The organism is Ligilactobacillus agilis DSM 20509, assembly GCF_001436215.1.
GTDB lineage: Bacteria > Bacillota > Bacilli > Lactobacillales > Lactobacillaceae > Ligilactobacillus > Ligilactobacillus agilis.
This window is the reverse complement of record NZ_AYYP01000063.1, coordinates 98,649-103,067: the sequence shown is the minus strand read 5'-3', so window position 1 is coordinate 103,067 and position 4,419 is coordinate 98,649. Positions and strand designations below refer to the sequence as shown.

Sequence of the window (4,419 nt, the reverse complement as noted above, 5' to 3'; positions counted from 1 at the left end):
AGAGCATCTGACTTTTAATCAGAGGGTCGACAGTTCGAGCCTGTCACGACTCATAAAAATAAAAAACTATTGACTTAAGAAATTATATTTGTTAATATAATATGGTCAGTTAATTGATGCCGGCTTAGCTCAGTTGGTAGAGCATCTGATTTGTAATCAGAGGGTCGGGCGTTCGAATCGTCTAGTCGGCATATGCGGAAGTAGTTCAGTGGTAGAACATCACCTTGCCAAGGTGGGGGTCGCGGGTTCGAATCCCGTCTTCCGCTCTTACATTATGCCGGGGTGGCGGAACTGGCAGACGCACAGGACTTAAAATCCTGCGGTGAGTGATCACCGTACCGGTTCGATTCCGGTCCTCGGCATTTTGTTTTTTATATATGCACCCATAGCGCAACTGGATAGAGTGTCTGACTACGAATCAGAAGGTTGCAGGTTCGACTCCTGCTGGGTGCATTCATCGGGAAGTAGCTCAGCTTGGTAGAGCACCTGGTTTGGGACCAGGGGGTCGCAGGTTCGAATCCTGTCTTCCCGATAGGATACTTAATTAGAATCGCGGTGTAGCTCAGCTGGCTAGAGCGTCCGGTTCATACCCGGGAGGTCGGGGGTTCGATTCCCTCCGCCGCGATATCCAATAGAGCTTGGACCTTTAGCTCAGTTGGTTAGAGCAGACGGCTCATAACCGTCCGGTCGTAGGTTCGAGTCCTACAAGGTCCATTGTTTCTTATTTTACATCATGGAGGATTACCCAAGTCTGGCTGAAGGGAACGGTCTTGAAAACCGTCAGGTGGGTCAAACCACGCAAGAGTTCGAATCTCTTATCCTCCTTTTTATTATCGCGGGATGGAGCAGTCTGGTAGCTCGTCGGGCTCATAACCCGAAGGTCGTAGGTTCAAATCCTGCTCCCGCAATTATTTAGATATTTGGTCCATTGGAGTAGTGGTTATCTCGTCTCCCTGTCACGGAGAAGATCGTCGGTTCAAATCCGTCATGGACCGTAAGTTATATTCAAAAATTAAAAAATATAACTTGCTTATTTTTAAAAAATGTTATATAATAACATGGTGTTATTCGTTAACATGCGGGTGTAGTTTAGTGGTAAAACCACAGCCTTCCAAGCTGTTGTCGCGAGTTCGATTCTCGTCACCCGCTTATTATGGGCCTATAGCTCAGCTGGTTAGAGCGCACGCCTGATAAGCGTGAGGTCGATGGTTCGAGTCCATTTAGGCCCATATATTGGAGAAGTACTCAAGTGGCTGAAGAGGTGCCCCTGCTAAGGGTATAGGTCGGTAACACGGCGCGAGGGTTCAAATCCCTCCTTCTCCGTATGGCCCGTTGGTCAAGTGGTTAAGACACCGCCCTTTCACGGCGGTAACATGGGTTCAAATCCCGTACGGGTCACTTTTTATTATCGCGGGATGGAGCAGTCTGGTAGCTCGTCGGGCTCATAACCCGAAGGTCGTAGGTTCAAATCCTGCTCCCGCAATTATTTAGATATTTGGTCCATTGGAGTAGTGGTTATCTCGTCTCCCTGTCACGGAGAAGATCGTCGGTTCAAATCCGTCATGGACCGTTGTGACTTTAATTTTTAGTCATCCTCATTGAGGGTGACTTTTTTTATGCTTTAATTTTATTTAATGGTATGTTAAACTTATGAAGTTACAATACAATTCCCGATAGGATTCATAATTATTGTGAAGATGCCTTGTAACCAAATAATTTTAATTAATGGGGGAATATATAATGTCAGAAAGACGTTTATTTACTTCGGAGTCCGTTTCAGAAGGACATCCAGATAAAATTGCTGACCAAATTAGTGATGCGATTTTAGATGCTTTATTGGCCAAGGACGCGGATGCACGCGTAGCCGTTGAAACTACTGTAACAACAGGATTAGTTGTAGTTGTTGGTGAAGTTTCAACTAGCGCTTATGTCGATATTCAAAAAGTTGTTAGACAAACGATTAAGGATATTGGCTATACTAATGGTAAGTATGGTTTCGATGGTGATAATTGCGCGGTCCTGGTATCAATAGATGAACAATCACCCGATATAGCTCAAGGGGTGGACGCCTCTTTGGAAACAAAGAATGGCCAAGTTGATCCTTTAGACCAAATTGGTGCTGGTGATCAGGGAATGATGTTTGGTTATGCAACCGATGAAACTCCTGAAATGATGCCATTAGCAGTTGCACTTAGTCATAAGCTAATGCGTAAAATTGCTGCTTTGAGAAAGAGTAACGAATTACCTTACCTTGGACCAGATGCTAAGGCGCAGGTAACAATTGAATACGGAGAAGATAATAAACCTGAACGGGTCGATACAGTTGTGCTGTCAACACAACATGATGAGGATACTAAGTTAGACCAAATTCGGACAGATGTAATTGAAAAAGTAATTAAGACGGTTATTCCAGCTGAATTACTTGATGAGAAAACAAAATACTTTGTGAACCCAACTGGACGTTTTGTAATTGGTGGTCCTCAGGGTGATGCAGGTCTAACTGGGCGTAAGATAATTGTTGATACTTATGGTGGTGCGGCCCATCATGGTGGTGGTGCCTTTTCTGGTAAAGATGCAACTAAGGTTGACCGTTCTGCTAGCTATGCGGCTCGCTACATTGCCAAAAATATTGTTGCTGCTGGTTTAGCCAAGGAAGTTGAAGTTCAAATTGCTTATGCTATCGGAGTAGCGCAGCCTGTTTCAATCGCAGTTAATACATTTAACACTAGCGATATTGCCAACGATAAGTTAGTTGAAGCGATTAGAAAGACATTTGACTTGAGACCAGCCGGGATTATTAAGATGTTGGACTTAAAACGACCAATTTATAAACAAACGGCTGCTTATGGTCACTTTGGTCGGACCGATATTGACTTACCTTGGGAAAAGACAGACAAGGTTGCTAAATTACAAGAATTATTAAAATAAGCGCCAGCACTTCTGATTAGAAGCTTGCTATTAGAGGATTCTAGGGTTTCCTAGAATCCTTTTTTATAGCTATTATAAAAAGGGAAAGTTTACTTTGTTAACTTTATTACAACTTTATTACAAGTAAACGTTTTTTAAACATTTTGAAATTTAGACAGATATAATAAGAGTTGAGACGGTAATTTAAAATGCGAGAGTGTAGTTGACTAGATGGAGGTTTGGTGAGTATGAAAACAAGAAAAGATCGGATTTTGGCAGCTAAAAATGAACAACTAGCCAAAAATTTGAAATCAATCAAAAAGGCGACCACTTACATTGGAACCACAGTTATTATGGGGACTGCGGGTCTAGCTTTGAGTAAGACGAAAGCTGCGGCTGATACAGTAGTTCAAGCCGATGCAAGTAGCGCTAATACTACTAGTACAACTACTACGATGAGTAGTTCAAGTGCCGCTAATGCAAGTAGTACAAGCTCCTCAGTAACAACGACGACTGCGACTACGAGCAATGAAGCTACAAGCTCTCAAGCAAGCTCAAGCAGTAATGTAACTACTGAGAGTAGCAGTAGCCAGGCAAGTAGCGCTGTGTCGCAAGCGCCAGTTGTAGCTGCACCACGGGTCTTAGCAAGTAACTATTCAGGTTACTCCTCTAAGGTGGCTAATTTCCTTAATAACGTTGCTCCTTCTGCTCAAGCAATAGCTGCGCAAAGGGGACTGTACGCCTCAATGATGATTGCTCAAGCCGCCCTTGAAAGTGGCTGGGGAACAAGCAGTCTTTCAACTAATGCTTACAATTTATTTGGGGTAAAGTGGAATGGTTATGGCGCCTACATTAATATGCCCACCCAAGAGTTTTACGGCGGTGCTTATCACACTGTTTATGCGAAGTTTCAACGGTATTCAAGCTATGCAGAATCATTAAATGCCTACGCTAATTTAATTGTGAGTCACTTTCCAAATTCTACTAAGGCAAACGCATCGTCCTATGCAGTAGCTGCCAACAATTTACGCAATGGGGTTTATGGAACTTATGCAACTGCACCTAACTACGCTTCTAGTCTGATTAACTTAATCCAGCAGTATGATTTGACAAAATATGATACGCCAGGTAGTACTACCACTACCAGTGATAGTAATAGTAGTAATACAAGTTCTACGCCAAATAACGTGGTGGCAACAAGTTCATATACAGTTAAGGCTGGTGACACGCTGTATGCCATTGCCAGTCGTTATGGACTTTCAGTGGCTTCGCTAAAAGCGTTGAATAATTTGAGTTCTAATCTAATTTATGTAGGGCAAACTTTGAAGGTGAGTGGAACAGCCGCTACTAACCAAAGTAATCAAACTAGTAGCTCAAATAGTAGCCAAACTAACTCGCAAACTTCAAATAATAACGGGGCTACAAATAGCAGTAGCCAAAGTGGTAGCTACACGGTTAAGGCCGGCGATTCCTTGTGGGGGATTTCGCATAAGTACGGGATGAGTATAGATA

General features: G+C 43.0%; 2 protein-coding genes, 16 tRNA genes and 1 riboswitch. All 18 genes read left to right on the top strand.

Annotated elements, in window-relative coordinates; all coding sequences use genetic code 11:
- Positions 1 to 118: 118 nt before the first annotated feature.
- Positions 119 to 191 (top strand) — tRNA-Thr (locus FC14_RS08525).
- 3 nt (positions 192 to 194) lie between these two features.
- Positions 195 to 266 (top strand) — tRNA-Gly (locus FC14_RS08520).
- 10 nt (positions 267 to 276) lie between these two features.
- A tRNA-Leu gene (locus tag FC14_RS08515) sits at positions 277 to 362 on the top strand.
- Positions 363 to 379: 17 nt separating this feature from the next.
- Positions 380 to 453 (top strand) — tRNA-Arg (locus FC14_RS08510).
- 5 nt (positions 454 to 458) lie between these two features.
- Positions 459 to 532: transfer RNA gene (locus tag FC14_RS08505), tRNA-Pro, on the top strand.
- Positions 533 to 551: 19 nt separating this feature from the next.
- A tRNA-Met gene (locus FC14_RS08500) sits at positions 552 to 625 on the top strand.
- 15 nt (positions 626 to 640) lie between these two features.
- Positions 641 to 714: transfer RNA gene (locus tag FC14_RS08495), tRNA-Ile, on the top strand.
- 21 nt (positions 715 to 735) lie between these two features.
- Positions 736 to 825: transfer RNA gene (locus tag FC14_RS08490), tRNA-Ser, on the top strand.
- A gap of 9 nt (positions 826 to 834) precedes the next feature.
- Positions 835 to 908: transfer RNA gene (locus FC14_RS08485), tRNA-Met, on the top strand.
- Positions 909 to 922: 14 nt separating this feature from the next.
- Positions 923 to 995: transfer RNA gene (locus tag FC14_RS08480), tRNA-Asp, on the top strand.
- A gap of 83 nt (positions 996 to 1,078) precedes the next feature.
- Positions 1,079 to 1,149, top strand: a tRNA-Gly gene (locus FC14_RS08475).
- Between the two features lie 6 nt (positions 1,150 to 1,155).
- Positions 1,156 to 1,229 (top strand) — tRNA-Ile (locus FC14_RS08470).
- A 6-nt stretch (positions 1,230 to 1,235) separates the two neighbouring features.
- Positions 1,236 to 1,323, top strand: a tRNA-Ser gene (locus tag FC14_RS08465).
- A gap of 3 nt (positions 1,324 to 1,326) precedes the next feature.
- Positions 1,327 to 1,398, top strand: a tRNA-Glu gene (locus FC14_RS08460).
- 11 nt (positions 1,399 to 1,409) lie between these two features.
- Positions 1,410 to 1,483, top strand: a tRNA-Met gene (locus FC14_RS08455).
- A gap of 14 nt (positions 1,484 to 1,497) precedes the next feature.
- A tRNA-Asp gene (locus FC14_RS08450) sits at positions 1,498 to 1,570 on the top strand.
- An 81-nt stretch (positions 1,571 to 1,651) separates the two neighbouring features.
- Positions 1,652 to 1,743: riboswitch (SMK box riboswitch) on the top strand.
- Positions 1,741 to 2,928 (top strand): methionine adenosyltransferase, encoded by a 1,188-nt coding sequence (metK, locus tag FC14_RS08445; protein ID WP_056977397.1) that lies wholly within the window; start codon positions 1,741 to 1,743, stop codon positions 2,926 to 2,928. It overlaps the preceding riboswitch by 3 nt.
- Positions 2,929 to 3,155: 227 nt before the next feature.
- The coding region (locus FC14_RS10955) for a glucosaminidase domain-containing protein (protein WP_235804528.1) at positions 3,156 to 4,419 on the top strand (1,264 nt) is incomplete at its 3' end.

Excerpts from the sequence above, each read along its gene's own strand:
- metK (WP_056977397.1), top strand. The coding sequence starts at position 1,741 with ATGTCAGAAAGACGTTTATTTACTTCGGAGTCCGTTTCAGAAGGACAT.